The organism is Pseudomonas sp. IT-P12 (assembly GCF_949767465.1).
GTDB lineage: Bacteria > Pseudomonadota > Gammaproteobacteria > Pseudomonadales > Pseudomonadaceae > Aquipseudomonas.
Genome location: NZ_CATKPY010000025.1, coordinates 64,820 through 89,479 on the forward strand (window position 1 = coordinate 64,820; position 24,660 = coordinate 89,479).

Below are 24,660 nucleotides of genomic sequence, written 5' to 3' on the forward strand. Positions count from 1 at the left end.
GCCTGCAACTTGGCGAGGAAGGTGTTGAAGCCCTTGGCGATCGAGCCCAGCTCATCGGCGCGGTCGCTGGTCAGGCGGCGTGTCAGGTCGCCTTCGCCCTTGGCAATGTCGTCGAGCATCGCCACCATCTGTTTCAGTGGACGGGCAATGCCGTGGCCGACCAGCCAGATCACCAGCAAACCGATGCCGGCAATCAGCAGGCCGACCATGGCCATGCCAAAGGTGTCGGATTTGCGTTGGGCATCGAGGTCGGCCTGCAGCTTTTGCAGGTCGGCCATGACCGCGTCCAGCGGCAGTTGCAGCATCAGCGTCCAGCGCGCGTCGGTCTGGCCGATACCGAATGGCAGGTACAACTCGATCCGGCCCTGGTTTTTGTCGACGGTGTAGGTCACTTCGCCGCGCTTGAGATTGGCCATGTTGGCAATCTGCTGGCTGTCGAGGATATCGCTGACCTTCTCGCCGAATTTGCTCGGGTCCTTCGTGTAGGCGACGATTCGGCCGTTACCGCCAATCAGCGCCATGACGCCGGAGCCGTTGTACAGCTTCTGGTTCGCGCCCAGGAGCATTTCCTGGATGAAGTTCACCGACAGGTCGGCACCGACGATGCCCTGGAAGGCGCCGTTGAGCATGATCGGCTCAATGAACGAAGCGAGCATGACGATCTTGTCGCCGACCTTGTAGGGCGCCGGGTCGATGACACAGGATTTTTTGGTTTCCTTCGAGCACAGGTAGTACTCACTGGCGCGCACGCCGGTGGACAGGGTTTTCTGGTCGTCGACGTCCACCAGTTTGTCCAGGCCCAGGCTGCCATCGGCATTACGGAACCACCAGGGCAGGAAGCGGCCGTTGGCAGGGTCGATGCCTGTCACGCGGGTGCCGATGTAAGCGGCGTCATTGCGGTCCAGTACGTTTTGTTCCCAGGCAATGTAGGTGCCGAGAATTTTTGGGTTTTTGGCGACGTTTTCCTTGATCAGGTTGATCAGTTGCTCACGGTTCAGGCTCAACTGCGGCTGACCGTCGGCGCCGGGCGTGCCGATCAGCGCGTTGACCCGCACCAGTCCTCCGGCAATCAACAGGGGCGCTTCGAGCTCACGCTGGATCTGGCTGACCTGGGTCTGCGCCAGGGACGTCAGGCGTTGTTCGATGACCTGTTCGAATTGTGCCTGGGTTCGCTCCTGAACCATGGCCTGGGTGCGAGCGCCGGAGAACAGGGCGTACAGCACCAGCGCGGCAACGACGCTTAAGACGATGGCACCGGCCAGGGCTGCCACGGAAAACTGGATCGACTTGAATTTCATGGGGACTCCGCACGCAAGAGGGCATCTGCGGTGCTGTATCGGCATTGGCGTCTTCCGTCATGAGTGCGGCGCGATGAATTGACTGTTTTGGTGCGGTCGATGTCGTATTTGGAATCATTGCCCAGCGTGGCTGGCCGTGGTGGGGCGGGGTATGTGAATTTTTTCCTACCGCAGGACCTTCATCCGAAATGTTCGGTTGAATGTCTGTTGTATCTGGCGCCGATACAATTGGGCGCCTAGGATACGCGGCATGTTTTCAAGGAGTTTTTTGATGAACAAGCGATTGATTGTGTGTGCCCTGAGCGCGGGCCTGATGCTCGCCGGTTGTCAGTCGGTCAACACCACCAGCGGCGGTGCTGTGGGCGTGGAGCGCAAGCAGTACATGTTCAGCATGTTGTCCACGGACGAAGTGAACCAGATGTACGCCCAGTCCTATCAAAAGACCGTGGGCGAGGCGAGCAGCCAGGGCGTGCTGGACAAGACCAGCACCGAGGCCAAGCGTGTCCAGGCAATTGCCAACCGGTTGATCGCCCAGGCGCCGGTTTTCCGCCCGGACTCGGCGCAGTGGAAATGGGAAGTCAACCTGATCAAGAGCGATGAACTCAACGCCAACTGCGGACCGGGCGGCAAGATCATTTTCTACACCGGTTTGATCGACAGCCTGAAGCTCACCGACGACGAAATCGCTGCGGTCATGGGGCATGAAATCGCCCACGCCCTGCGTGAACACGGTCGCGAAGCGATGTCCAAAGCCTACGGTATCGAGATGGCCAAGCAGGGCGCGGGTGCCTTGTTCGGCCTGGGGCAGGACAGCCTCGCGCTGGCGGACACCGTCGCCAACTACGGCATGACGCTGCCCAACAGCCGCGCCAACGAAAACGAAGCGGACCTGATCGGCCTGGAGCTGGCCGCCCGCGCCGGCTACAACCCGAACGCCGCGATCACCTTGTGGAACAAGATGAGCAAGGCTTCGGAAGGTTCGCCGCCGGAGTTCATGAGCACTCACCCGGCCTCGAGCAGCCGGATTGCTTCGCTGGAGGCGGCGATTCCGAAGGTGATGCCGTTGTACGAGAAAGCGCCGAAGTCCTGATTTTGCGCTGTTGCTCCTGACGCCATCGCGAGCAGGCTCGCTCCCACAGTCGTTTGCATTCCAATGTGGGGGCGAGCCTGCTCGCGATGAACGATGACGCGGTTCAAACCCAGCCGCTGCTCTGCATCGCCTTGTACACTGCCACCACCGCGAGAATGAAGAACGCCGACGCCGCCAGGCGACGGATCAGCGTCAATGGCAGTTTTTCCGCAGCAAAATTACCCGCCAGTACCACCGGCACGTTGGCAATCAGCATGCCGGCGGTGGTGCCGATGATCACCAGCCACAATTCAGGGTATTGCGCGGCGAGCATCACCGTCGCGATTTGTGTCTTGTCGCCGATTTCCGCAAGGAAGAAGGCAATCAGCGTCGTCACGAACGGCCCGAACTTGCGGGAAGTGCTGGCTTCGTCGTCGTCCATCTTGTCCGGCACCAGGGTCCAGAGCGCCGTCGCGGCAAAGCTCGCGGCGAGAATCCAGTGCAGCATCGTATCCGAGAAGAAACCGCCGACCCAGGCACCGACTGCACCGGCTGCCGCGTGGTTGGCCAGGGTGGCGGCGACGATGCCGGCGATGATTGGCCACGGTTTGCGGAAGCGCGCAGCGAGAATCAGCGCGAGCAGTTGCGTCTTGTCGCCGATTTCGGCCAGGGCCACGATTGCGGTGGGGACGAGCAGTGAATCCAGCATCAGGGTTTTCCTAAGGGGCGGGTCGACACGGCTATGACACGTACAGCCTTCCCGCCCCGGGTAAGGTGTGCGTGTCATAGGTCTTGTCAAACCCTGCGATCCGTCTGATGCGGACGCTGGGGTCGCATGCGCCATGGTCTGAGGACCAAGTATGTTGACGCATGCCGGGCGAGCTGGGTGCTCGCGGGAGACTACTCCCCTAGGACGGAGCGGATTCTGCCTAGGCAAACCCGATAGGGCAAGTCCCTTGTTTTAAAAAACGTGTCAGCCGCGTTTGGCCCGATAGATTCGGAATCCCTGGCCCTCGGCCTTGATCGCACACACACCCAGGTGCTCTTCGATCAGTGGCTGGTACTTCAGGAAACTGTTAGCCACCAAGCGAAGTTCGCCGCCGTTTTTCAGGTGTTTCGCTGCTTTTCGCAGCAAGTTCTCCGTGGCGAAATAATCGGTGTGCACCCCGACATGGAACGGCGGGTTGCTCAAAATGGCACTCAAACCCATCGGCGCGGCGTCGATGCCGTCGCCGGTAATCACCTCGGCTTCCAGGCCGTTCGCGGCGAGAGTCAGGCGACTGCTGGCGGCCGCGAACGCGTCGACATCCAGCAGGGTCAATTGGTTGTGCGGGTAACGGCGCTTGACCGCTGCGCCCAGGACCCCGGCGCCGCAACCGAAGTCCAGTAAATGACCGCTCGGCAATTTGTCCAGGTGCTCCAGCAACAACGCGCTGCCACGATCCAGTCGCCCGTGGCTGAACACGCCCGGCAGACTGATGACTGTCAGCGGCCCTTCCGCCAGTGGCAACTCGTAGGTCTGGGCCAGGCTTTCCAGGGATCTGGCCTCTGGCGCATTGGCCACAGTGACTTGCCAGAGCTGGCAATGCCGCGCGCTGTCGAGCTTGCGCGGCTTGCCGAAGGGGTTCAGCTGTTTGGCCGCACCTTCGATGCCGCTGCGCTTTTCACCCACCAGGTACAGCGTTCGACCGGCCAGGCGCGAGGCGAGGGCGTTGAGCAGGTAATCGGTGAGGTCCTTGGCTTTTGGCAGGAACACCACTGCGGTCTCGAATTCACGCTCGGGGGCGGTCACGCCGAAATGGCTGCGGCCCTCGAAACGAGCGTCCAGGGCAGCCTGGTCGCCGGCATGCCAGCACCAGCCGTGGGCGTCGGGCAGGCGTCCCAGCAAGTCGTCGGCGGGCAAACCGGCCAGCAATACCGAACCCTGGAACAACTCGGCCTGACGAAGCAGTACTTCACTGCGCGGATCCATACTCTGCTCCCTGAAAAAAAGTGCGGCAGTTTATCAACTGACGACCCGCAGTGCCTTACCGCTGAAGTAGCCCAGTGCGTTTTCGGTCAATTGCCCCACGATTCGCTGCCGAGCCTCGCGACTGCCCCAGGCGTTGTGCGGTGTGACGATCAGGCGCGGAATGTCGGCGGCGAGCAACGGGTTGCCGGCGGCTGGCGGTTCGATGCTGAGCACGTCCGTGGCGGCGCCGCCAAGGTGGCCGTTACGCAGGGCATCGGCCAGCGCCTGCTCGTCGATCAGGCCACCGCGTGCGGTGTTGACCACGAAGGCGCCCGGCTTCATCGACGCCAGTTCGCGGGCGCCGATGAAGTGGCGAGTGTGCTCGTTGAGCGGGCAGTGCAGGGTCAGGGCATCGATCTGCGGCAACAGCTCCTCCAGCGGCAGGCGGTCCGGGCGGGCAGGGCGCCCTGGAATCTGGCCGAGCAGCACGCGCATGCCAAAGGCTTCGGCCAGGCGGGCGACCGCGCCGCCCAGTTCGCCGTGACCGAGCAGGCCGAGGGTTTTGCCTTCGAGTTCGACGATCGGGTAGTCCAGCAGGCAGAACTGTCTGGCCTGCTGCCAGCGACCTTCGCCCACGGCTTTCTGATAGTCGGCCAGGCGCGTGGCCAGGTTGAGCAGCAGCATGATCGTGTGCTGCGCCACCGATGGCGTGCCGTACCCCTGACAGTTGCAGACCGTCACGCCGTGGGCGCGGGCGGTGGCCAGATCGACGTTGTTGGTGCCGGTGGCGGTGATCAGGATCAGCTTCAGCTCGGGGCTGGCGGCAATGGTCGCGGCGTCGATCAGGATTTTATTGCTGATGGCGACCGTGGCGCCCTTGAGGCGTTCGGTGACCTGCTCCGGTGACGTCTGGGCGAACAGTTGCAGTTCATCGAAACATTCGCGCAGGGGGCTGAGTTCGAGATCGCCGAGGTCCAGCGAGGGGTGGTCGAGGAAAACGGCGCGGCGAATATTCGTCATCAACTGTACCTTTTGTGCGTTGAACTGAAGGCGTAATCTGCCGAGCCTACCAGATGAAACAAATCGTTACGCATTATCGAGACGCACGCGGGACCCTGTGGGAGCGAGCAAGTCCGCTCCCAGGGACGATGCGAGCCGACAGGCGTGAATCATACCGAACTGCCCCAGAGGACCCCCATGTACTGGACAGAATTCCTGACCGTTGCCCTCATCCACCTGCTGGCCGTGGCCAGCCCCGGGCCGGACTTTGCCGTGGTGGTACGCGAGAGCGTGACCCATGGTCGGCGTGCCGGCACCTGGACGGCGCTGGGTGTCGGCACAGCGATTTTCCTCCACGTCGGTTACTCGTTGCTCGGCATCGGCCTGATCGTGTCGCAGTCGATCGTGCTGTTCAACGCCTTGAAATGGGCCGCAGCTGCCTACCTGCTGTACATCGGCTTCAAGGCCTTGCGCGCGCAGCCCGCGAAGCCGGTGGCGGACGACCTGCACAAGGAAGCGGGTGAGCGTACCGCTCGCGGGGCGTTTACCTCGGGCTTCGTGACCAATGGCCTGAACCCGAAGGCCACGCTGTTCTTCCTGTCGCTGTTTACCGTGGTCATCAACCCGCATACCCCGATGGCGGTGCAAGCGGGTTACGGGGTTTACCTCGCTGCCGCAACGGCGACCTGGTTCTGCCTGGTGGCGATGCTGTTCAGCCAACAACGCGTGCGCGCCGGTTTTGCGCGCATGGGCCACTGGTTCGATCGGACCATGGGGGCGGTGCTGATCGCCATCGGCGTGAAACTCGCATTGACCGAAATGCACTGAGTTCACCGCGCTCCCGGCGAACAAATGCTGGCGCAAAGCTAGTATTTGTTCGCCTCTGCAAATCATTCCTTTGGCTGATTTGGCCGGCGTGAGAGGGCACTAGAGTGCTTACTTTCAGCCACGACCGTGCAGTCAGAAAAGGGATTCTTATGTTGCAGACTCGCGTTATCCCCCCAGCCGAAGGCGCTTACCAGTACCCATTGCTGATCAAACGGCTGCTGATGTCCGGGGCTCGCTACGAGAAAACCCGTGAAATCATTTACCGCGATCAGTTGCGCTACAGCTATCCGACCCTGATCGAACGGGTCGCGCGACTGGCCAACGTACTGACGGAGGCTGGCGTCAAGGCCGGTGATACCGTGGCGGTGATGGACTGGGACAGCCATCGCTACCTGGAATGCATGTTCGCCATCCCGATGATCGGCGCGGTGATCCACACCATCAACGTGCGCCTGTCGCCGGAACAGATCCTCTACACCATGAACCATGCCGAGGACCGCTTCGTGCTGGTCAACAGCGAGTTCGTGGGGCTTTACAAGGCGGTGGCCGGGCACCTGACCACGGTCGAGAAAACCCTGCTGCTGACCGACCTGCCGGAAAAGACCGCCGATTTGCCGAACCTCATCGGCGAATACGAGCAGTTGCTGGCGGCCGCGAGCACCCGGTACGACTTCCAGGACTTCGACGAGAATTCGGTCGCGACCACGTTCTACACCACCGGCACCACCGGCAATCCCAAGGGCGTGTATTTCACCCACCGGCAACTGGTGCTGCACACCATGGGCGTGTCGACCATCATGGGCGCCATCGACAGCGTGCGGCTGTTGGGCACCAACGACGTGTACATGCCGATCACCCCGATGTTCCATGTGCATGCCTGGGGTTTGCCGTATGTCGCGACGATGCTCGGCCTCAAGCAGGTGTACCCGGGGCGCTACGACCCGGAATACCTGGTGGAGCTGTGGCGCAAGGAAAAGGTCACCTTTTCCCACTGCGTGCCGACCATCCTGCAAATGCTCCTCAATGCCAAGGCTGCGCAAGACACGGATTTCGCTGGCTGGAAAATCGTCATTGGTGGCAGTGCGTTGAATCGCACGCTGTACGAAGCCGCCAAGGCCAGAGGCATTCAATTGACCGCCGCCTACGGCATGTCGGAAACCGGGCCGCTGGTGTCGTGCGCGCACCTCAACGACGAGTTGATGGCGGGCACCGAAGACGAACGCACCACCTATCGCATCAAGGCCGGGGTGCCCGGGCCACTGGTGGAAGCGGCGATCGTCGACGGCGACGGCAACTTCCTGCCCGCCGACGGAGAGACCCAGGGCGAGTTGGTGCTGCGCGCGCCGTGGCTCACCGAAGGTTATTTCAACGAGCCGCAGAAGGGCTCCGAGCTCTGGGCCGGCGGCTGGCTGCACACCGGTGATGTGGCGACGCTGGACAGCATGGGGGTGATCGACATCCGCGACCGGATCAAGGACGTGATCAAGACCGGCGGCGAGTGGATCTCGTCCCTGGACCTCGAAGACCTGATCAGCCGTCACGCAGCGGTACGCGAAGTAGCAGTGGTGGGCATCGCCGATCCACAGTGGGGCGAGCGTCCGTTTGCCTTGCTGGTGATCCGCGAGGGCCATGTAATCGGGGCCCGGGAACTCAAGGAACACCTCAAGCCATTTGTCGAGCTGGGGCACCTGAGCAAGTGGGCGATCCCGAGCCAGATCGCCCTTGTTACGGAAATTCCCAAGACCAGCGTCGGCAAGCTCGACAAGAAGCGCATCCGCCTCGACATCACCGAATGGCAGGCCAACAACAGCACCTTCCTCTCGACGCTTTAAGCCTTCCCCGGCGTGCCTGAAAAGGCACGCCAGGCCCACCAAGCAAGCGCTTGGCTTGTCATTTCCGGATTTTCAGCCATCCTTCCCCTGCCGACGGGCGTCGGTCTGGCGAAAGGACTGTTCCAGAGTGGCTGGCCGCTGCAAATCACACTTTAGAGGGATCAAGCAGTACTACCTGCTGGCTATAGTCCGCTCAAGGATTTTTAAGAACGGGGCACACGCACAACACGGGGCGATGCAACTTTGGAGTGACGTCGGGAGGCCTCTGGCACCCGGTCAACCACGGCGTTTTTAAAAGTACTCACTGCCATAACAATAATGCACATGGAGTAGCGTCGATGACATCAGCAAACCAGTTCTGGCGCCGGGCGAAACTGCCTCTGGCTGTCAGTCTTGCCTCCACGCTCGCCGGGCCCGCATTCGGCGTCAGTTTCAACATTGGTGAAATCGAAGGTCAGTTCGACTCATCCCTGTCGATTGGCGCCAGCTGGTCGACCGAGAGCGCCAACAAGAACCTCATCGGCGTCAACAACGGTGGTCGCGGACTGTCGCAGACTTCCGATGACGGCCACCTGAACTTCAAGAGCGGGGACACCTTCTCGAAGATCTTCAAGGGTATCCATGACCTTGAGTTGAAATACGGCGACACCGGTGTCTTCGTCCGTGGCAAATACTGGTATGACTTCGAACTCAAGGACGAAAGCCGTCCGTTCAAGGACATCAGCGACAGCAACCGCAAGGAAGGCGCCAAGTCCGCCGGCGGCCAGATCCTCGACGCCTTCGTCTACCACAACTACGCGATCGCCGATCAGCCGGGTTCCGTGCGTCTGGGCAAGCAAGTGGTCAGTTGGGGTGAAAGTACCTTCATCGGCGGCGGCATCAACTCGATCAACCCGATCGACGTGTCCGCGTTCCGTCGTCCGGGTGCCGAGATCAAGGAAGGCCTGATTCCGGTCAACATGTTCTATGTGTCCCAGAGCCTGACCGAAAACCTGTCGACCGAAGCGTTCTATCAGATCGAATGGGACCAGACCGTCGCCGACAACTGCGGCACGTTCTTCTCGCAACCGGACGTGATTGCCGACGGCTGCGACAACAACCTGGCCGTTCTGCGTACGCGTAACGGCCTCAACAGCTCGCTGGCCGCCGCAGGCCTGCCAGCCGGGCTGCGTAACGCCGCCATCAACACCCTGGCGGCCCGTGGCGTGAGATGGGGCGACCCGGATGAAGGTGCCATCGTGCGCCGCGGCCCCGACCGCGACGCCCGCGACAGCGGCCAGTTCGGCGTGTCCTTCAAGTACATGTTCGAACCGCTGGACACCGAGTTCGGTGCCTATTTCATGAACTACCACAGCCGTGCGCCGATCTTCAGCGGCAAAGGGGCTCCGCTGAGCGCGTACAGCGCCACGGCGCTGGGTGGCGCGCTGATCGGTGCAGGTATTCCAGGCGCTATCGTGGGCGGTCCGACCGGGCTGGCTGCACAGCTGCTGCCGTTGCAAGTGGCGGGCAACTCCGGCTACTTCGTCGAGTACCCTGAGGACATTCGCCTGTATGGCCTGAGCTTTTCCACCACGTTGCCTACCGGTACCGCGTGGAGCGGTGAGTTCAGCTACCGTCCGAATGCACCGGTGCAGCTCAACACCACCGACATTCTGTATTCCGGCCTGACGCCGCTGGATCCACGGGTGTCCGTGCTGCAAGGTCAGCCAGGGCAGGATCAACACGGCTATCGCCGCAAGGAAGTGTCGCAACTGCAGACCACCTTCACCCACTTCTTCGATCAGGTGATGGGCGCCGAGCGTCTGACCCTGGTGGGCGAGGTCGGCTGGACGCACGTGGGTGGCCTGGAAAGCACCTCCAAGGCACGTTACGGTCGTGATCCGAGCTACGGCCCCGGCCCGCTGCCTGGTGGTCAGTGCCAGGCGTTGAACGCCAATACCCTGGCGGGCGGAGCGCTAAACAACGTCAGCCGCTACTGCGAAAACGATGGCTTTACCACGACCGATTCCTGGGGCTACCGCGCTCGCGCCATCTGGGAATACAACGACGTGTTCGCCGGCGTGAACTTCAAGCCGAACATCGCCTGGTCCCATGACGTCGACGGCTACTCGCCGGGTCCTGGCGGCAACTTCGAGGAAGGTCGCAAGGCGGTCAGCCTGGGTCTGGATGCCGAGTACCAGAACACCTACACCGCGTCGTTGGCCTACACCAACTTCTTCGACGGCAAGTACACCACCGTGGACGATCGCGACTTCGTTGCGCTCAGCTTCGGCGTGAACTTCTAAGCACTGCATTTTCAGGACGAACACACTTATGAAAACAACAAAGAGTCTGTTCCACGTTGGTGTTCTGGGGCTTACGCTGCTGGCCACCAGTGTGATGGCTGCGGTCCCCGCAGCCGAAGCGGACAAGCTGGGCAAAAGCCTGACGCCGATGGGCGCCGAGATGGCGGGCAATGCCGACGGTTCGATCCCGGCCTGGAAACCGATGGCGAAAAACGCCGGCACCGTCGACAGCAAAGGCTTCCTGTCGAACCCGTACGCCAGTGAACAACCGCTGTTCACCATCACCGCGCAGAACGTCGACCAGTACAAGGACAAGCTTGCACCGGGCCAGTACGCGATGTTCAAGCGCTACCCGGAAACCTTCAAGATGCCGGTCTACACGTCCCATCGCGGTGCCACCGTGCCCGATGACGTGTTTGCCGCCATCAAGAAAAACGCCACCAACACCACGTTGGTCGGCGGCGGCAACGGTCTGGAAAATTTCGAAACCGCCGTGCCGTTCCCGATTCCAAAAAGCGGCGTCGAGGTGATCTGGAACCACATTACCCGTTATCGCGGCGGCAGCGTGACCCGTCTGGTGACCCAGGCCACACCGCAGCCGAACGGTTCGTACAGCCTGGTGTACTTCCAGGACCAGTTCGTGTTCCGCGACAAGATGAAGGACTACGATCCGGCGAACCCGGGCAACATCCTGTTCTACTTCAAGCAGAAAGTGACCGCGCCGTCGCGTCTGGCCGGTGGCGTGCTGCTGGTGCACGAAACCCTCGACCAGGTGAAGGAACCCCGTGCCGCATGGGTCTACAACGCCGGCCAGCGTCGTGTGCGCCGTGCGCCGCAAGTGTCCTATGACGGCCCGGGTACCGCAGCCGACGGCCTGCGTACGTCCGACAACCTGGACATGTACAACGGTGCGCCGGATCGCTACGACTGGAAACTCGAAGGCAAGAAAGAGATGTACATCGCTTCCGACAGCTACAAGCTCGACGATCCGAAGCTGAAGTACTCCGACATCATCAAGGCCGGTCACATCAACCAGGACCTGGCACGCTACGAGCTGCGCCGGGTCTGGCATGTGGTCGCCACCTTGAAGGATGGCCAGCGCCACATCTACGCCAAGCGTGACTTCTACATCGACGAAGACACCTGGCAAGCGGCGGTGATCGACCACTACGACGGCCGCGGCCAACTGTGGCGCGTTGCCGAAGCGCACGCCGAGAACTACTACGACAAGCAAGTGCCGTGGTACGCCCTGGAAACCCTGTACGACCTGCAATCGGGCCGTTACCTGGCACTGGGCATGAAAAACGAAGAGAAGCAGGCGTATGACTTCGGCTTCACCGCCACCACCAGCGACTTCACCCCGGCGGCATTGCGCCAGGATGGGGTTCGTTAACCGCAACTGAAGAGGCCGCATCCTCGAAAAAAAGCCCCGATCGGTTCGGGGCTTTTTTTTGTTCGTGACTTTTTGTAGCCATTTGTAGCAATAACCTTCATTACCTCCGCATTTACCGCTAGTCTGCAAAAATCTGCAACGCCGCCACCCGCAATTCAAACAAGAGCCGGCCATGACTGATCTGTCCCCCATCCCGGGCCCTGCCAGCGTTTCCGTCGCGACATTGGACGGGCGTTTTTTTCGCCCGCCGTTGCCCGACGGTTACGTCCTGCGGCCGCGTTTATGCGAGCGTTTAAGCGCCGGGCTCGGTGGCAGGCTGTTGCTGGTCAGTGCACCGGCGGGGTTTGGCAAGAGTTCGCTGGCCGTGGAGTTCTGCCAGGGCTTGCCCGATCACTGGCAAAGCCTGTGGCTGGGCCTGAGCCCGCGGGACAACGACCCGGGCCGGTTTCTCGAACGGTTGCTCGAAGGCCTTCAGGACTTTTTTCCACAACTGGGCCGTCAGTCGCTCGGCCTGTTGAAAATGCGCCAACGGCATCAGCCGTTCGCATTCGAGGAATGGCTCGATGGCCTGCTCGACGAGCTGGCTGTGCATCTGTTGCCGACGGCACCGCTGCTGCTGGTCCTCGACGACTACCATCTGGCCCAGGGCCCGGTGCTCGATCGCTGCCTGCAATTTTTCCTCAATCATCTTCCCGACGGCCTGCTGGTGATGGTCACCAGTCGTCAGCGCCCGGACTGGCACTTGGCGCGCCTGCGGTTGTCCCGCCAGTTGCTTGAGTTGCATGAACAGGATCTGCGCCTGACCCACGAAGAGGCCTCGACCCTGCTCGACCGGCACAGCACCTCCCTGCGTGGCGAAGCGCTGGAGAACCTGATCCAGCGCAGCGAAGGCTGGGTGGCCGGCCTGCGCTTCTGGTTGCTGGCGGCGTCCGAGGCCGGTTCCGAAGGCCCGCTACCCCAGTCATTGAACGGCGGGGAAGGGCTGATTCGCGATTACCTGCTGGAAGAGGTCATCGATTGTCTGCCCGCCGACGTGCAGGCATTCCTGTATGACACGGCGTCCCAGGAGCGTTTTTGCAGCGAGCTGTGCGACGCCATCCGCGAAGCCCATGACAGCGCCGAGATCCTGCGGTTTCTGCTCGCGCATCAAGTGTTCCTGGTGCCGTTGGACGAGCACGGTCACTGGTACCGTTATCACCATCTGTTTTCCGATCTGCTGCGCACCCGGCCGACCCGCCAGGCAATGGTACCGGCCGCCAGCCTGCACCTGCGCGCCTGTCGCTGGTTCAACGCCCAGGGGCTGCTCGACGAGGCGGTGGAACAGGCGTTGCGCGCCGGGCATCTGGATGTCGCCGCCAACCTGGTGCAGAACCTTTCCGAAGAACAATTGCTGGCCGAACAGAACGTCGGCATGTTGCTGCGCTGGAAAATGGACTTGCCCGACAGCCTGCTGATCAGCACGCCACGTTTGATCGTGCTCTACAGCTGGGCGCTGGGGCTGGCCTGTCAGTTGGATGCGGCCGAGGAGCTGGCCAGTCACCTGAGCCGCTTCCTCCCGGCGCCATCGGCCACCGCGCAGAAATCCATGCTGGCGCAGTGGCTGGCCTTGAGCGGCATCATTGCCCGGGGGCGCGGCAATCGGAGCTTGACCCTGCTCTATTGCACCGAAGCCCTGGAGAGCCTCCCGGCCAAGCGTTATGGCCAGCGCCTGATGTGCCTCTCGACCCTGTCCAATCTGGCGATTGCCGACAGCGACCTGTGGCGTGCCCGTGGCCTGAACCGCGAGTCGCTGGAGCTGGCGCAACGCGTCGGCAACCCGCTGTTCGAAGCCCTGGCCCATTACGACCGCGCCCGTGTATTGCAGGCGCGTGGGGAAATCCTGCGTTCGCTGGATGAAGTCCGCCAGGGGCTGCAACGCCTGCAGGGCCTGTCGCCGCAGCGGCTCTACGCGGTGCGCGCGCGATTGACGCTGTACGAGGGGTTTCTGCTGGCGCTGCGCCTGCAACCGCAGGCTGCGCGCCAGCGCTTGCAGACAGGTTTGAGCGAAGCCCGCGCCTGTCGCGACATCAGCGTATTGATCGGCCATTGCGTGATCGCCAGGCTAGAAGGCAGTAGCGGCGAATTCGCCAGGGCGTTCGCCGAACTCGCCGAAGCCGAACGGTTGATGCACATCTGGGACGTGCCGCCGATCTATTACCTGGCGATGATCACCCTGGTCAAATGCGAGCTCTGGCTGGCCCAGGGGCGTACCGACCTGGCGGAAGCCTGGCTGGCGCGCCTGGGGCAGACCTACAACGGCGAGCAACCGGCCGCGCCGCCGGAGTTTCATCCGCAACTGCCGCTGCATATCGAGTTGCAGCAGGCCTTGCTAGAGGCCATCCAGGGCCAGCCAATGCTTGCCGAGGGACGTTTGAAGGCCTTGCTCGAGCGCGGCCAGCAAACCGGTCATCAACTGCTCAGTACCATGGCCCTGACGCAACAGGTCGAGTTGCTGCTGGATAACGGCCGTGAACCGCAGGCGCGACAGGTTTTCGCCCAGGCGCTGGAGACGGCGAACGGCGGAGCCCTGCAGCCTTTCGACAACTTGTTGAAAAAGCACCCTGACTGGCTGCGCGAACAACTGCAGCACGGTGCGGCCGCACCGGTTTCGCAGAGCCTGTCGGACCGGCTCCCCGTCGTCGCTGCCCGGGTTCCCCTTGAGCCCGCCTGCGAACAGCTCAGTTCCCGTGAACTGGCGGTGCTGAAACTCATCGCTCAAGGTTGCTCGAACCAGGAAATCAGCGACCAGTTGTTTATTTCCCTGCACACGGTGAAGACCCACGCCAGCCACATCAACAGCAAACTCGGGGTCGAGCGGCGCACCCAGGCGGTAGCGCGGGCGAAGGCGCTGGGTGTGTTGGGCTGATATCGCCAGTCGGTTCACCTTGTGTTCAAGGATGGGCGGCCAATGTGTGCGAAAATCCCTCATCCCCCGTTTATCGAGCAGGCTCCCGATGTCGCAAAAATCGCCCCTCATCCGCGAAACCTTCCCCGTCGGCCCGTTGCAGTGCAACTGCACGAATGAGCAGAAGCGTAAGTGGTTGAATTAAATAATAAATTCTATTTTTTTTAGAAAAATCAAATAGTTGCGTCATTGCAGTTTAATGCAGTGTTTTGCGAGTTTTAGCAGGGTTTTGCTTTTTCGGTGTGCCGGATTTGTGCCACGCATTGCGATTCATCGAGCAATGGCCTGGCTAGCTCAAGGCTACGTTCATTTGAGTAAGGAACGTAGCCTTGAGACGTTGCGTCTCGCATTGGTTTACTGAGTTAACGATGCAAAAGCATTCAAAATCTCTTTGATTTCGATAATATCTTCTCCATTATCATTATATGTAGAACGCGCTTTTATCTGGTCGGCCGTCATGCGTGGCCAGAATCGCTCTAGTACATCGTCTTTTCGTATTGTAAGCGCGGTAGCGATTATTTTTTTTGCGTCACAGGTGTCTGTGTATGCAATATTGGCTTGGTGAGAATCAATAAAAAGCTGAGGATCTAAATAGTTCTCTGGTTCTCGTTTTCTAGTTGAGAAGGCAATTCTTCCTTCTGCCTTCAGTTTTGCAATGTTTTCAGTATTTCTGGTGTGTTGTATTTCATCGCCAACATCTGAATCGATTAATATTCCCCAGTTCAGATCTAGCTGCTCTATGAGCTTTTTTGAAACCCAATGTTTGAGGTTTCCGCAACCTCCTATTGGGATGCACGCGATGCCCAGTTCGTGAAGAGTTTTCTCAATATCTCCATTGTTCTTAAGGGCAGTTGCTGCATGGTTAAGGAAAGTGACGTCGCTATGGCCTTCGACCAATAACACAGCCTTTGACGCCGCTATTTCCCTTTCTGGCAGTACGCCGAGGCTTTGCGCGACTTTCTCTAAAACATCATCTCCTCCAAACTGTATGCAGGGATTTCCTGTGTTGTCTTTTTCAATAAAACGTATTGATTCCAACGGTAATAGGCCTGCTAGTGCAGGCACATGCGTGGTTAGTATTATCTGACAGTCAGGTCGGCATGATAGCGAGATTAGTGCTTCGATAAGCATGATCTGATAACTAGGATGTTGCGAGGTTTCCGGTTCCTCAATCGCATAGATTACTCTTGGGGAACTGTTCTCTGCTTTTATTTTTTCCGCCTCGGCGCGAAAAAAGTTGAGAAGGATCAATCTTCTTACGCCACTACCGCGTTTGTTTATCGGTACGCCATCTTCGCCATCCAGTGTAAAACTAAATGTCCATTTTGGTTTTTCTTTGAATCTAGGGTGTAATTCCGAAGCTAGGGCCGGGTCCATTTCCCTGAGTTTTTCTTTGGTTCTTTCAGCGACTTCTAGGACCGATTTTTCAATTTTCTCTTGTAAGGCATCAATCTCAGCTTGCAGAGCTTTTTTCGCCTGATCTACCGCAACTTGCATAGGGTTTTTTGCTTCTGGATCGGCATCATTGCTTTCTCTATCGGATTTAAATAGTGCGAATGTAGGAAGTTCTGCTTCTATTTTTTTGTAAATGGCTTTGGATTCTTTTTCCAAAGAGCTTACATCCAGGTATTGATCCTGGAGCAGCAAATTTTCAACGCTGCCCCAGAGCGCTTCTCTCCAAAGTGAAGCTACCCTTTTATCCGCTACCCGATCCTGTATGCCAAGTTCTTGTCCGAGTTGTTTTAGATCCCCTAGCTTCAAGTTATGCAGGTTGCTCAGTCTTTCAGTCGAAGGGTGTAGACATTTTAGGTGTATAGAAGGACCGCTAACGGTCTTTTGTATCTTATAGAGTTTCCTGATTTCAATTTCGCCCGTGGAATTTACCAGGTACTCTTTTTTGAAGCTGGTGGGGTAGTTTTCATCAACAATTAACTCGGTTGGCAGGTCGTCGAATATGCAGGTTATCTCGATGTCTGTGTTTTCTGTTTTTACATTCTTGTCGCCAATATCGATTTTTACGTTTTTGTTGTTGAAAAAAATCTCCAGCGCTTCAAGAATTGTCGACTTTCCGGCGTCATTGCGCCCTGTAATAGCCGTAAGACAGTCTTCAAATGATATGCTTGTTCGATCCCTATAGCCGCGAAAATTGCAAATAACTAATTCCTTCAGTCTCATTACATACTTTCCTTATAGTGAGTTTGTTTTTCAAGTGCGGTTTGGCGTATCTATCATCGGATTAGAAAGAACAGATTAGTATTGATAATTCGAATAATGGTAGCAGAGAGCTACTCCGGCGCTGAAGTTTTCATAGGTTCTGATTCCTACCTCGCGAGAAATGTACCGGTACAGATTTTCTAAAAACCTTACCGTGAGCATGACAGGGCATTGCTTGAACCTGAGGACATTCGCAAAACCATGCAGCCATGAGCACTAATCTGCTCAGGCCATACGAGTGTCAGCCTATGCAAGCCTTACTCACTGTCGACCAGCTTTCTGCCTGTCTACAAAAATCCGTCGCAAGCATCCGTAGCGATGCTACTCGTAATCCCCAGGCTCTACCGCCAATCTGTCGTCTGCCCGGGACTAAACGTTTGCTATGGCGTTTGGAGGATGTGGAGACATGGCTGGCAGAGCATGTCGTTGGTAGTGGTTTTGCAACGTCAGGTGCGGAGCATCAGCACGCTCGGCCAGGGCGCCCTACTAAAGCCGCGCAAATCGCTCAGCAGCGCCGCTCTGCAAAATGAGCTCCCGGGGTTCTCTTTCTGAGCGGGTGGAACAATTACGAAAATCCGCCCCAACAAGACCTACTGTAGCGCTGCCACCTACCCCCTTGTTTCTGCCGGGCTTAAGTGAATTCAGTCGTGCAATGCCTAATCACCTTGCCCGTTCCAGCTTGTTCGCCCCGGTGGCTCGTGGAGGTAAGAAAATGCACAAGGAAACGGTATTGGTCAGCCGAAAGGACGCTGTGCTCACTTTTTGGGGTGAACAGTTAGATGAGGCCCAGGCCGATGTTTGGATGCAGTTGATGCACGAGGCAATTAAAGCTCCGCTAGGTGATGCTGTGCCAATCAATCGTGCACGTCTGCTGCGAACGATAGGTAGGCAGACCGGGAATTATGAGTATCAGTGGTTGCACCGAACGATGAAAGCGTTGAGCTTTGCCATGCTGATCGTCGAGTTGACGAAGGATGGTATGCCGAAGCTTGAGGTTGGCAGAGCAGAGTCACTGCATCTGATTGATAAGTTTATGTACGACCCAGAGCGAGAGAGCTACATCGTCCGTATCGATCCAAGGTGGCGTTTTCTGTACCGTAATCGCGAGTACGCATTAATCGATTGGGAGAAGCGGCTGCGTATTCGCAAAGGTCAAGATATGGCCAAGGCCTTGCAGCGTCTCGTCGCAACTTCGAGTGAGTCTGTGCAGCGATTTCAGCTCGTTTGGTTGAAGGAACGCTTCCAGTACTCCAGTCCAATGCGCAAATTCAGGGCTTCATTAGATGCTGCGATGCAGGAGTTGGAACGCGTGGAGGTCATTGCAGCCGGAAGAATCGAGCTCAGCACTAAAGGGGTGGAGCAGGCAGTGTGGACACGCCTTTAACCCGGTTGACCTATCGGGGTTGTGTTCCGCCCGCTTCGGGGTTGCATTCCGGTCAGTCGGGGTTGCATTCCGCTTTATCGGGGTTGCGTTCCCCCCGAGGTGCTAGAGGCCGCGTAATCCGTGGTGTCCAAAGGAGCAAAATGCCTTCTACCTTTTTTCTACTGTTTAACTACCATCACGATGCTGTGGATAACCTTACTTTTAGACATCATTCGATGTCGTCCGACCGCACGAGCTTGAGTGTTGTATTTGTTCGAAACACGACTGCCAAAGCGCTAGACCAGCCCGCACTCGATGGGACTAACCCAATACGGTCTGTTGCTGACGCGCTCCTTTTCGATTTTTCTGATTTCTAACTGAACTCCTTCCTAAATCCCCAATTCGGATAAATGCTTTTTTATTTCATCCAGTTTTAGTATTTTCTTTAGTTGTAGGTATGTCGAGAATGCTCGTCCGAAACCATAACCATCGCCAAATCTTCCGTATGGATCTGTTGTAGCTAGATATCTGTATGAAGCGATGGTTGATGTAAGAGAAAAAGAACCATGAACCAAGTAATCCATAAAGACTTTATTTAATGCCTCCTCGGTTGTCGATTGTTCCAAGGTTTTTGAGATGGTTTTTACTATGGTTGAGGTCTGGTGAGCCTCGCCCCACAACGCAGACCAGATATCCTCTGGTCCGCTCCAATAAATATCTTCTGCATTATGAAAAAGCTGAGAAAGAAGGTTCAATATCTGTGTCGGATGTCTTCTTACATCTCCTCGAAAGTATTTATAGAGTCTGTTCGATTCCACCATATCTGGCCAGCCAAGGCTCTTGGTCTTCTGGTCGATAATGCAACTGAGTTGATATGGGCTTGACGCTCCAGCACCCATGCGCAGGTGATTCATTAGTGCGATAGTCCGTAGCTTTATGCGATCACCGCTATTTTTAGAATTCATAAATTTATCGTCCTTAAGAATTTTCTCGGGTAATGAAACGTAGCAACAAGCGACGTGAAGCACCAAAAGGGATCGGTATGTAGTGGACGGTGACTGGTGTGTGATCCGTTGCGGCACCTTAGAGGGGGCTGAGGTTTGAAATGCATTTGTTACACCGTCGATTACACGCTGCTCCCTTTTGGTGTTTATCAAAAATGCTCCGGTGACGTAGTGAGATTTTGGTGTTGGGTAGCGGTGATTTTTTTGTAGTCAGGCGTCATGCAGTATCGGGATACATATTTTGTAAATTGGGTATATCCGATACTTAGTTTGGGTGCACTGCTGGCGTATATATTAATCAGCGTATGGCCTGCATTGATTTGTTTTTGAAAAGTATCTTGCAGCTTAAGGAAGTCAACCTTCCCCTGGCCGCGCCTGGCCTCAGAATTAGGGCTGTTGAAAGCTTTCATGATGGTTCCTGTTTGATGGTTTTTTCTATGTCTAACAGGAGGAAAGAAAATTTGGAAGAAGTTAGTTAAAGATTTTTATTGTATATGCGATTTAGCGCGATTTAGCGCGATTTAATGCGACGCAAAGAAGATTAATGCGATTGATGTCTGAGATTTAACCTGCCGCATTAAATCGCATAGATTCGCAAACGATATGACGGCAAGATGTGTGTTGTACGGGTACAGGCTTCGCCCTTCCTCTCCCGACACCTTGTCTTACTCGCCTGAGGCTCGACGGAATCTTGTTCTGCGAAGCCCACTATCGCTACCGCGACACAAGCAATGTCATGTGAAAAGGAGCGCAGCTATGATCGATACCGAACTACCAAAAACGAAAGCCCGCCGACGCGGTAAGCCGATTGAGGTTTGGGTGAATGATGAGGAAAAAACGCGCATCACCGCACGTGCCGAGCAGTGCGGGATGTCCCGCTCTGGATACTTGCGGGCTGTTGGATTGAACTACCCAATTCGGTCTGTGGTAGACCTGACCGCCGTCGCCGACTTGGTAAAGGTCAATGGCGACCTTGGGCGAGTAGCAGGCCTATTGAAGTTATGGCTGTCTGAGAAGCGTGGGCGGGGAGAACGAGTGTTGGAAGTTGACGCCATGATGCTGGAGTTTCGTGGACTACAGGGAGAGGTTAGGTCGATTATGAGCAAGATTGTTTACGAGCGGAGTTAACTCTGGTCGTGAAGGTTTTCTAGTATCTAATTAGGTGTCGGATGCGGAGGGGGGCGTGCAGCTACGTTGGTTAATCTAAAACCATTTTATCTAGCGAAGTTTAATATTAAATCATTGCACTGATCATAAGCTGGCTGTTGAGATCGAAGCTCGCAAGGCCGAGCGTAGCGGGGACGCTTTTACAAATATTTTATGCTATGCAGTGAAAAAAAAGAGAATATTAGCAGTGAATATTGCTCTAGGATGGTGTGCGGAGCTGGAATGAACACTGGAGGATTCATGCGCGAGAAATCTCACGACGAAATCATGGGCAGAAATTACCGTGAACGACCGGCAGAAGCTGTGGCAATGTTCCAAGCACTTCTGTTCGAAGGTGGGCAACTTGGTGAATGGCGCATTTTTTTTCGCCATATCCGGAAAGCATTCTTGAGACGCTGAGTACGTGTAGGTTTACCAGCTTCTGGGGGATATCGCGCCAATGGACAGCTCACGAAGATCTGTTTAGAAAGCGCCGTTTCAGCTACTCCGTCGAATAGCCTTCAATCCTATGGGAGGTTGGCTGCCCTGGTACAAAATATCCGCAGCGACTTAGCATACCCTCGTGGTGGACAGGGGAAGCCGTCTACGTCTAAAATCCCAAAATAGGTTTTTTTGAAGATAATCATGACAGAAGACACAAACGTTAAGAAGCCACGCACCAGCACAGTTGGACGGGCGAAGGCTTTGGAACGCTCATCACCCCCTAGCCAGTCGATCTACAAGGATGAATCGGTTTCTCTGAGCAACGGAAATAGTCTGAATCATTATGACCATTGGGATACACCCACTGTTATCATTTCAGACGGTGCATACGGCATTCTAGGATTTGAAGGCGACACGTCAGATCATTTGGGCATCCCTGAGTGGTACGAGCCTCACATTCAGGCATGGAGTAAGCGTGCGACCGCTCAAACAACACTTTGGTTTTGGAATTCTGAAATTGGCTGGGCTGCAGCACATCCAATTCTTCAAAAACATGGGTGGCGTTATGTAAATGCTAATACTTGGAATAAAGGCAAAGCCCATGTGGCTGGAAACGTAAACACAGCTAAAATCCGACGCTTTCCGGTAGTTTCTGAAGTATGCGTTCAATATGTTTTCGAAGCACGGATCGAAAATGAGACTTTGCAACATTGGCTTCACAAAGAGTGGAAAAGAACAGGACTCACTCTTCGGTCAGCAAATGAAGCGTGCGGAGTCAAAGATGCAGCTACCAGGAAATATTTAGACCAAGGGCATTTGTGGTACTTCCCGCCTCCAGAAGTGTTTGCCAAGATGGCTGTGTATGCCAATGAGAAAGGTAGACCTGAAGGTCGCCCTTATCTTTCTCAAGATGGCATCCGTCCCATGACGGCCGACGACTGGTCTAAAATGCGCTCAAAGTTTTATTGCCCGCACGGCTGGATGAACGTGTGGGATCGGCCCCCTCTCAAGGGATCGGAGCGTATAAAAGTACCCGATAAAGGCGCCAAGGTTGCTCATTTGAATCAGAAGCCACTGGACCTGATGAAGTTGATCATTGAGGCTTCTTCCGATCCAGGTGACGTAATTTGGGAGCCCTTTGGTGGTTTGTTTTCTGCCAGTCTTGCGGCAAAACAGACACAGCGCAGGGCATTTTCAGCTGAGCTCGACTCCGATTACTTTCAACTTGCTCTATCTCGCTTTCAGATAGAACCAGATTTGTTCACTTAAGTAGAACTTCTTCAGCATCTAAGTCTTGGATGTTGAATCTTTCAGCTAAAGCCGCTTTGATAGCGGCTTCGTCACGACTAGCCAAAAGCTTATTCCATTGACCAATTGTCATACCATGGTACTCAGTCGCGTAAATTGATTCCGCAAAGGCTTCGATTTCATTGTGCCCTATCCGATCTAGCTTGGCGAAATTGGTATCTAGGCGGTAACTGAATTTGGCCATCAAAGTTTTTAACTTTTGCTGGTAGTCTTGCGAAGGAGAGTAACTATTACTATCTTCTCCCCAGGAAGCCATTAGCGCAGCAGCCTCTTCCAGATTTCTTTTTTCAATAGCTGAATCGTTATTCGCTTGCCACTTATAACCTGCAGTATTCGTTTGCTGGAGGTTTCTGGTGCGTGCCTTTGTATCCTGCGGTTCAAGCACCAAATAATCAGGGGGATTATGATAATGGCTATCCCGGGCGCTGGCTACAGACGCTCCTGACGCAACCGAAACACCAATAATTCTTGGTCGCCCAAAAATGACGAATTCCGGTAGCCATGCGATTAGTGCGAGATACGTGTGGTCGTCCAAGAAGTGGTTTTGGCTATCCTTAAAGCGTCCGGTTATTTCTGTTGCTAGCGGAAACCACGCTTTAATTTCAAATCCGGGAGTCGGAGCCACGGCTCCCTCAAATATAATGTCGGGAAATCCTGGATCTTGGCGTTTCCATTTGCCGAGCGCGTGGAACTCCTCCTTCTCATTGAGAAATTCACACGTATTGAACTCGATCATATTTCCCATGAGAGGCGAGAGTTTTGAAATGACCTTGGAAAGGTTAACTGACGCTTCAGGCGACACTGGCTTATTTATCAGGAGAACGTCAAAAATGCGTCCCGATAATTCATTTAAGTGTTGGCTCGCTGCCTGGATAATTTGATTTGTGTTCATGAATTGCACCGAGGACGGAGTGAAAGATCACCGTTGCCTCTACCTCAAGGGCATCGCAAACCGAAACAAACTCAACCATGTCTAAACGCCGCTCACCACTCTCGTACTTCGATACGAAGGACTGGGGTCTGCCTAGGCGTGCAGCTAGTTCAGCTTGCGTCATTCCTTGACGCTCGCGGGCCAGCGTCATAATTCGACGAAAAGCTCCATAGGCGGGCGTGTGTAGAGATTTAACCATTCCGGTATTCTCTAACCTATATTGGGATATCCCATTTCGGGATTATCGATAGCCAACAAACACAGGCTCCACGCGTTAGCTTGCATTTACGAAATTCGTAATCGGCTGGCGGATACACCTTCCTGACCATGCAGCGGTATGTTCTGCTTTTTTTGCGCGACCTGTTGCGATGATCCGCATCGACACCTCCTGGCTCGCCACTGAGCCTATGCGCTCGCTGGCACCAGTTTTGGAGGGGCGTGGCGGTCTTCGGTGTGGCGAGCCTTCCATGCTGCTTGCATTCGTTTCGATTCACAGACTCACTCTGCTAGAGCAGAATGCCGCGCAAGACCTTTTGGAGGAGCGTCAGATGCCGGATCTAAAAACAATGTTTCAACTTAGCGGCCGTGGCTACGCGGCAGCGGGCTTGAGCCATGCCACCCTAATTATTATTGACGCCCAGAACGAGTATCTCAGCGGCCCACTGGCGCTGAAAGGTGTAGATTCTGCCGTAGTCAATATCGGCAAATTGGTAGCCGCAGCGCGAGCCCTCGGTCGGCCTGTAGTTCATATCCACCACCTCGGAACTGTCGGCGGACTATTTGATCCCCAAGGTGAACGCGGTGATTTTATATCTGAACTGCGTCCCCAAGCAGCTGAGTCGATTGTAGAAAAACGTCTGCCGAACGCTTTCAATGGCACTGGTTTGGATGAGTTGCTGCAAAAACTTGGCCACGTTGACTTGATAGTTTGCGGTTTCATGAGCCATTCGAGTGTTAGTGCCACGGTAAGGGCCGCTAAAGATTATGGCTATCGATGTACTTTGGTTGAGGACGCATGTGCTACCCGTGACCTGCCAAGCAAGCTCGGAGTGGTAACAGCCGAAGTCGTGCACCAGACCGAAATGGTAATCATGGCTGATAATTTTGCAACTCTAGCTTTGACTGAAGATCTGATTTGATCATCGGAGCAATATTTTTTCGGCGGACTAGTAATACGCTTTCTACCACTGGGAGATGCTGAGAAATACGCCGATCGGCTCTCAGCGAGACTAGACCGATTTAAATCGCGCGCTGTTGATGCCTTTTCGAGCGTGAGTAAGATCAGGCCTAGTGACTGGTCCTCAGTCTATAAGCATATTGCCTAGAAAGCGGCATTCTGAATGGCCCCCTCTGTAGGCAGTTGAGCGCCTAGGCCACAACGCCACAGCACTCTAAAAAATCCTCATAATGCTGATGGGGAACATAGGTCGATCAACCGAAAAAATGCCCTAGCATTGTTAAGTGCGGGGCAGTTGATCGGAAATTGATGTGCGACCAGATGACGTCACAGAAAAAATACAATGGGGGTGCAGTGCTGAGCTTCCTCCGCCTCAGCCTAATTACCGTCGACACCAGTTGCTGCGCCGCTTTCAGCTACCTATTCATACGCGTGTTTATAATTGATTTTACTTGGCGTCTGGTATGGCTGGGC

General features: G+C 56.1%; 19 protein-coding genes, 1 pseudogene and 1 riboswitch. Of the genes and pseudogenes, 11 read left to right on the plus strand and 9 right to left on the minus strand.

Features of this window, described 5'->3' with window-relative positions; genetic code table 11:
• Window positions 1-11 precede the first annotated feature (11 nt).
• Window positions 12-1,343 (minus strand): annotated as a pseudogene (locus ACM6IM_RS23775) (HAMP domain-containing protein); the annotation flags it as partial.
• Between the two features lie 226 nt (window positions 1,344-1,569).
• On the opposite strand from ACM6IM_RS23775, the gene ACM6IM_RS23780 reads away from it, so the two are divergent.
• Window positions 1,570-2,388: a M48 family metallopeptidase gene (locus ACM6IM_RS23780; RefSeq protein WP_192305035.1), complete on the plus strand. Its 819-nt coding sequence runs from the start codon at window positions 1,570-1,572 to the stop codon at window positions 2,386-2,388.
• 103 nt (window positions 2,389-2,491) lie between these two features.
• Here ACM6IM_RS23780 and ACM6IM_RS23785 read toward each other — a convergent pair whose 3' ends face one another.
• From ACM6IM_RS23785 to ACM6IM_RS23795, 3 genes are all read right to left on the minus strand, one after another.
• On the minus strand, window positions 2,492-3,076 hold the full coding sequence (locus ACM6IM_RS23785) for a TMEM165/GDT1 family protein (protein WP_192305037.1): 585 nt from the start codon (window positions 3,074-3,076) through the stop codon (window positions 2,492-2,494).
• Window positions 3,077-3,151: 75 nt separating this feature from the next.
• Window positions 3,152-3,288, minus strand: a riboswitch (yybP-ykoY riboswitch).
• Between the two features lie 52 nt (window positions 3,289-3,340).
• Window positions 3,341-4,339 (minus strand): methyltransferase, encoded by a 999-nt coding sequence (locus ACM6IM_RS23790; protein WP_414866469.1) that lies wholly within the window; start codon window positions 4,337-4,339, stop codon window positions 3,341-3,343.
• 33 nt (window positions 4,340-4,372) lie between these two features.
• Window positions 4,373-5,338, minus strand: coding sequence for a 2-hydroxyacid dehydrogenase (locus ACM6IM_RS23795; RefSeq protein ID WP_414866470.1), 966 nt, complete (start codon window positions 5,336-5,338; stop codon window positions 4,373-4,375).
• A gap of 177 nt (window positions 5,339-5,515) precedes the next feature.
• Between ACM6IM_RS23795 and ACM6IM_RS23800 the strand changes: the two genes are divergently transcribed.
• The 5 genes from ACM6IM_RS23800 (at window position 5,516) to ACM6IM_RS23820 (ending at window position 14,560) form a co-directional block, all read left to right on the plus strand.
• Entirely contained in the window at window positions 5,516-6,145 is a 630-nt protein-coding gene (locus ACM6IM_RS23800) for a LysE family translocator (protein WP_414866471.1), read from the plus strand.
• A 149-nt stretch (window positions 6,146-6,294) separates the two neighbouring features.
• Window positions 6,295-7,977, plus strand: a complete 1,683-nt coding sequence (locus ACM6IM_RS23805) for a fatty acid--CoA ligase (RefSeq protein ID WP_414866472.1) — start codon at window positions 6,295-6,297, stop codon at window positions 7,975-7,977.
• A 338-nt stretch (window positions 7,978-8,315) separates the two neighbouring features.
• Window positions 8,316-10,262 (plus strand): DUF1302 domain-containing protein, encoded by a 1,947-nt coding sequence (locus tag ACM6IM_RS23810; RefSeq protein ID WP_414866473.1) that lies wholly within the window; start codon window positions 8,316-8,318, stop codon window positions 10,260-10,262.
• A gap of 28 nt (window positions 10,263-10,290) precedes the next feature.
• Window positions 10,291-11,655, plus strand: coding sequence for a DUF1329 domain-containing protein (locus tag ACM6IM_RS23815; RefSeq protein ID WP_192305049.1), 1,365 nt, complete (start codon window positions 10,291-10,293; stop codon window positions 11,653-11,655).
• 172 nt (window positions 11,656-11,827) lie between these two features.
• Window positions 11,828-14,560, plus strand: coding sequence for a LuxR C-terminal-related transcriptional regulator (locus tag ACM6IM_RS23820; RefSeq protein ID WP_414866474.1), 2,733 nt, complete (start codon window positions 11,828-11,830; stop codon window positions 14,558-14,560).
• A 393-nt stretch (window positions 14,561-14,953) separates the two neighbouring features.
• On the opposite strand, the gene ACM6IM_RS23825 is transcribed toward ACM6IM_RS23820, so the two are convergent.
• The gene (locus tag ACM6IM_RS23825) at window positions 14,954-16,774 is read right to left on the minus strand and encodes an AAA family ATPase (RefSeq protein WP_414866475.1); all 1,821 of its coding nucleotides are present in this window, start codon (window positions 16,772-16,774) and stop codon (window positions 14,954-14,956) included.
• Window positions 16,775-17,525: 751 nt separating this feature from the next.
• Here ACM6IM_RS23825 and ACM6IM_RS23830 point away from each other — a divergent pair.
• Entirely contained in the window at window positions 17,526-18,197 is a 672-nt protein-coding gene (locus ACM6IM_RS23830; protein WP_332875158.1) for a hypothetical protein, read from the plus strand.
• 368 nt (window positions 18,198-18,565) lie between these two features.
• Here the strand turns inward: ACM6IM_RS23830 and ACM6IM_RS23835 are convergent, their stop codons facing one another.
• Window positions 18,566-19,141 carry a hypothetical protein gene (locus ACM6IM_RS23835; RefSeq protein ID WP_414866476.1) on the minus strand — a complete coding sequence of 192 codons (576 nt, stop codon included), beginning with the start codon at window positions 19,139-19,141 and terminating at the stop codon, window positions 18,566-18,568.
• Between the two features lie 188 nt (window positions 19,142-19,329).
• Window positions 19,330-19,590, minus strand: coding sequence for a TraK family protein (locus ACM6IM_RS23840; protein WP_414866477.1), 261 nt, complete (start codon window positions 19,588-19,590; stop codon window positions 19,330-19,332).
• A 346-nt stretch (window positions 19,591-19,936) separates the two neighbouring features.
• Here ACM6IM_RS23840 and ACM6IM_RS23845 point away from each other — a divergent pair, with 346 nt between their 5' ends.
• The 3 genes from ACM6IM_RS23845 (at window position 19,937) to ACM6IM_RS23855 (ending at window position 22,039) form a co-directional block, all read left to right on the plus strand.
• Window positions 19,937-20,308, plus strand: coding sequence for a plasmid mobilization protein (locus ACM6IM_RS23845; RefSeq protein WP_414866478.1), 372 nt, complete (start codon window positions 19,937-19,939; stop codon window positions 20,306-20,308).
• A 279-nt stretch (window positions 20,309-20,587) separates the two neighbouring features.
• Window positions 20,588-20,746, plus strand: a complete 159-nt coding sequence (locus ACM6IM_RS23850; protein ID WP_414866479.1) for a hypothetical protein — start codon at window positions 20,588-20,590, stop codon at window positions 20,744-20,746.
• Between the two features lie 225 nt (window positions 20,747-20,971).
• Window positions 20,972-22,039, plus strand: a complete 1,068-nt coding sequence (locus ACM6IM_RS23855) for a DNA methyltransferase (RefSeq protein WP_414866480.1) — start codon at window positions 20,972-20,974, stop codon at window positions 22,037-22,039.
• Here ACM6IM_RS23855 and ACM6IM_RS23860 read toward each other — a convergent pair.
• Complete coding sequence (locus ACM6IM_RS23860; protein ID WP_414866481.1) at window positions 22,032-22,970, minus strand: hypothetical protein; 939 nt, start codon at window positions 22,968-22,970, stop codon at window positions 22,032-22,034. The two genes, ACM6IM_RS23855 and ACM6IM_RS23860, sit on opposite strands and share 8 nt — an antisense overlap.
• The gene (locus ACM6IM_RS23865) at window positions 22,924-23,160 is read right to left on the minus strand and encodes a helix-turn-helix domain-containing protein (protein WP_414866482.1); all 237 of its coding nucleotides are present in this window, start codon (window positions 23,158-23,160) and stop codon (window positions 22,924-22,926) included. The genes ACM6IM_RS23860 and ACM6IM_RS23865 overlap by 47 nt, the downstream gene beginning before the upstream one ends.
• A gap of 397 nt (window positions 23,161-23,557) precedes the next feature.
• On the opposite strand from ACM6IM_RS23865, the gene ACM6IM_RS23870 reads away from it, so the two are divergent.
• Window positions 23,558-24,148: a cysteine hydrolase family protein gene (locus ACM6IM_RS23870; protein ID WP_414866608.1), complete on the plus strand. Its 591-nt coding sequence runs from the start codon at window positions 23,558-23,560 to the stop codon at window positions 24,146-24,148.
• The last annotated feature ends 512 nt before the right edge of the window (window positions 24,149-24,660 follow it).

Excerpts from the sequence above, each read along its gene's own strand:
- ACM6IM_RS23830 (WP_332875158.1), top strand. The coding sequence starts at position 17,526 with ATGCACAAGGAAACGGTATTGGTCAGCCGAAAGGACGCTGTGCTCACT.
- ACM6IM_RS23845 (WP_414866478.1), top strand. The coding sequence starts at position 19,937 with ATGATCGATACCGAACTACCAAAAACGAAAGCCCGCCGACGCGGTAAG.
- ACM6IM_RS23805 (WP_414866472.1), top strand. The coding sequence starts at position 6,295 with ATGTTGCAGACTCGCGTTATCCCCCCAGCCGAAGGCGCTTACCAGTAC.
- ACM6IM_RS23870 (WP_414866608.1), top strand. The coding sequence starts at position 23,558 with ATGCCGGATCTAAAAACAATGTTTCAACTTAGCGGCCGTGGCTACGCG.
- ACM6IM_RS23840 (WP_414866477.1), bottom strand. The coding sequence starts at position 19,590 with ATGAAAGCTTTCAACAGCCCTAATTCTGAGGCCAGGCGCGGCCAGGGG.
- ACM6IM_RS23800 (WP_414866471.1), top strand. The coding sequence starts at position 5,516 with ATGTACTGGACAGAATTCCTGACCGTTGCCCTCATCCACCTGCTGGCC.
- ACM6IM_RS23820 (WP_414866474.1), top strand. The coding sequence starts at position 11,828 with ATGACTGATCTGTCCCCCATCCCGGGCCCTGCCAGCGTTTCCGTCGCG.
- ACM6IM_RS23795 (WP_414866470.1), bottom strand. The coding sequence starts at position 5,338 with ATGACGAATATTCGCCGCGCCGTTTTCCTCGACCACCCCTCGCTGGAC.
- ACM6IM_RS23825 (WP_414866475.1), bottom strand. The coding sequence starts at position 16,774 with ATGAGACTGAAGGAATTAGTTATTTGCAATTTTCGCGGCTATAGGGAT.
- ACM6IM_RS23790 (WP_414866469.1), bottom strand. The coding sequence starts at position 4,339 with ATGGATCCGCGCAGTGAAGTACTGCTTCGTCAGGCCGAGTTGTTCCAG.
- ACM6IM_RS23865 (WP_414866482.1), bottom strand. The coding sequence starts at position 23,160 with ATGACGCTGGCCCGCGAGCGTCAAGGAATGACGCAAGCTGAACTAGCT.
- ACM6IM_RS23780 (WP_192305035.1), top strand. The coding sequence starts at position 1,570 with ATGAACAAGCGATTGATTGTGTGTGCCCTGAGCGCGGGCCTGATGCTC.
- ACM6IM_RS23860 (WP_414866481.1), bottom strand. The coding sequence starts at position 22,970 with ATGAACACAAATCAAATTATCCAGGCAGCGAGCCAACACTTAAATGAA.
- ACM6IM_RS23855 (WP_414866480.1), top strand. The coding sequence starts at position 20,972 with ATGACAGAAGACACAAACGTTAAGAAGCCACGCACCAGCACAGTTGGA.
- ACM6IM_RS23815 (WP_192305049.1), top strand. The coding sequence starts at position 10,291 with ATGAAAACAACAAAGAGTCTGTTCCACGTTGGTGTTCTGGGGCTTACG.
- ACM6IM_RS23835 (WP_414866476.1), bottom strand. The coding sequence starts at position 19,141 with ATGAATTCTAAAAATAGCGGTGATCGCATAAAGCTACGGACTATCGCA.
- ACM6IM_RS23810 (WP_414866473.1), top strand. The coding sequence starts at position 8,316 with ATGACATCAGCAAACCAGTTCTGGCGCCGGGCGAAACTGCCTCTGGCT.
- ACM6IM_RS23785 (WP_192305037.1), bottom strand. The coding sequence starts at position 3,076 with ATGCTGGATTCACTGCTCGTCCCCACCGCAATCGTGGCCCTGGCCGAA.
- ACM6IM_RS23850 (WP_414866479.1), top strand. The coding sequence starts at position 20,588 with ATGCGCGAGAAATCTCACGACGAAATCATGGGCAGAAATTACCGTGAA.